This window comes from Amycolatopsis sp. NPDC049252 (genome assembly GCF_043197175.1).
In the GTDB taxonomy this organism is placed as follows: Bacteria; Actinomycetota; Actinomycetes; order Mycobacteriales; family Pseudonocardiaceae; genus Amycolatopsis.
In genome coordinates, this window is the sequence record NZ_JBICSQ010000185.1 from 1 (window position 1) to 1,761 (window position 1,761).

General features: G+C 71.1%; 2 protein-coding genes and 1 pseudogene. All 3 read right to left on the reverse strand.

Going from position 1 to position 1,761, the window contains the following annotated elements; translation table 11 throughout:
- Positions 1-515 (reverse strand): MSMEG_4193 family putative phosphomutase (locus ACGFMK_RS48975; RefSeq protein ID WP_392778960.1); only part of this gene is annotated, 515 nt, incomplete at its 3' end.
- A 245-nt stretch (positions 516-760) separates the two neighbouring features.
- Positions 761-1,603: an undecaprenyl-diphosphate phosphatase gene (locus tag ACGFMK_RS48980; protein WP_392778963.1), complete on the reverse strand. Its 843-nt coding sequence runs from the start codon at positions 1,601-1,603 to the stop codon at positions 761-763.
- Position 1,604: 1 nt separating this feature from the next.
- Positions 1,605-1,761: pseudogene (locus tag ACGFMK_RS48985) on the reverse strand (LLM class F420-dependent oxidoreductase); the annotation flags it as partial.

The window sequence follows — 1,761 nt, forward strand, 5'->3', positions numbered from 1 at the left end:
GCGTCGAGGTGCTGGCCGAGAGCGTCGGCGATGATGGACTTGATCACATCGCCGTGGCTGCACAGCAGCCAGACGGCGTGGTCGCCGTGCTCGGCGGCGATCCGGCGGTCGTGGGCCCGGACGGCGGCCACCGAGCGGGCCTGCATCTGGGCGAGCCCCTCGCCGCCGGGGAACACCGCGGCGGACGCGTGCGCCTGCACGACGCGCCAGAGCGGTTCCTTCGCGAGGTGCTTGAGCTCTTTGCCGGTCCAGTCGCCGTAGTCCACTTCGGACAGTCCGGGTTCGACGACCTTCTCGATCCCCCGGGCCGCCAGCAGCGGCGCCACCGTCTGCTTGCACCGCAGCATCGGCGAGACGACCACGCCGGCCAGCGGGACGCCGTCGAGGCGCTCGACGAGCTTCTCGGCCTGGGACCGGCCGGTGTCGTCGAGGTTCACCTTCGGGGAGCGGCCGGCGAGAACGCCGGATCCGTTGGCCGTCGACTTGCCGTGCCTGACCAGAATGACCGTACTCACAGGCCCCACCCTACGTTGCCGCCGATCATCCTCCCGGGTGATGGGCGGCAACGCGGGGGACCCGCGGCGATCAGCTGCCGATCGGCCTGGTGACAACGGCTACCGCTCGCCACACGCCGCGGTCACCGGCGCGGCGGTCGTCGCGGACCGTGTGCCGGCCGCTCCGGTTCGTGAGTCGGCTCCCCAGGTCGGCTACGACGACGACGCACCGCCCACCACCCTGAACCCGCGCGCCGACGTGCGGATCAGCTGCCGACCGGGCCCGCGTTCGGGTCCAGGGCGCCGGTGAAGATGAGGACGAACAGCAGCACGCCGAGGACCAGGCGGTAGACCACGAACGGCACGAAGCTGCGCTTCTTGATGTAGGCCATCAGCCAGGCGATCACGACGTAGCCGACACCGAAGGCGACCAGCGTGGCCAGGATCGTCGGGCCCCACTGGGCCGGCACCGCGCCCGAGCCGATGTCCTTGAGCTTGTACACCCCCGAGCCGAACACCGCGGGCAGCGCGAGCAGGAACGAGTACTCGGCGGCGTCGGCGCGGGTGTAGCCCATCAGCAGGCCCGCGCTGGTCGTGCCGCCCGACCGGGACACGCCGGGGATCAGGGCCAGCGCCTGGGCGAAGCCGAAACCGAGCCCGTGCGGCACGTTGAGGTCGTCCAGGCCGCGGTCCTGTTTCCCGATCCGGTCGGCGACCAGCAGGATCAGGCCGAACACGATGAGCACGGTCGCGGTGATCCGCAGGTCGCGGAACGCGCTGTCGATGGCGTCCTGCAGCAGCAGGCCGAGCACCACGATCGGCAGCGAGCCGACGATGATCAGCCAGCCCAGCCGGGCGTCCGGGTCGCGGCGCCAGTCCGCCTTGTACAGCGAGAAGAACCAGGCCTGCAGGATCTTCCCGATCTTCTTGCCGAAGTAGAGGATCACCGCCAGCTCGGTGCCGATCTGGGTGACGGCGGTGAACGCCGCCCCTGGGTCGTCCCAGCCGACGAGCGCCGCGACGATCCGCAGGTGCGCGCTGGAGGAGATCGGCAGGAACTCCGTCAGCCCCTGGACCAGGCCGAGGACGAGCGCTTCGAACCACCCCACGTCAGGCCACCCCCGCCCGCTCGAGCGCCTCGACGGCCGTGGTCAGCGCGGCTGCCGGGTCGGGGCCGAACGGCGACACCGACAGGGTCGTCACGCCGGCTTCGGCGAATTGGGTCATCTTCTCCGCGATCCGTTCCTCGGGACCCAGCAGCGACGTC